The following is a 270-nucleotide window of genomic DNA, read 5'->3' as shown; positions in this document are numbered from 1 at the left end:
ACCCCCTCGTTCATCCTTTGCCCGACTGCCGTGATACCAGCACCCTCACGGTCCAATTCGATTTTTCTATTCTCTTTGACGGCAACTGGTACTCGGTTCCTCCCTGGGCGATTCAAAAACAGGTCACTGCCAAAGCAGATCCCCACACTCTCACCGTCTATTTCAACGAAAAACCCATCGCTACACACAAACGCTCATGGGAGAGAAAGCAACGCATCGAACTGCCCGACCACCGTGAAGCCGCCCTCAAGCATTCGTCCAAATACTGGT

General features: G+C 52.6%; 1 pseudogene. It reads left to right on the top strand.

Features of this window, described 5'->3' with window-relative positions:
* Positions 1–270, top strand: a pseudogene (locus tag MWC30_RS22230) (hypothetical protein); the annotation flags it as partial.

Source organism: Desulforhabdus sp. TSK (assembly GCF_022836495.1).
In the GTDB taxonomy this organism is placed as follows: Bacteria; Desulfobacterota; Syntrophobacteria; order Syntrophobacterales; family Syntrophobacteraceae; genus Desulforhabdus.
The sequence above is the reverse complement of the archived record's forward strand: the minus strand, read 5'-3'. Positions and strand labels throughout refer to the sequence as shown.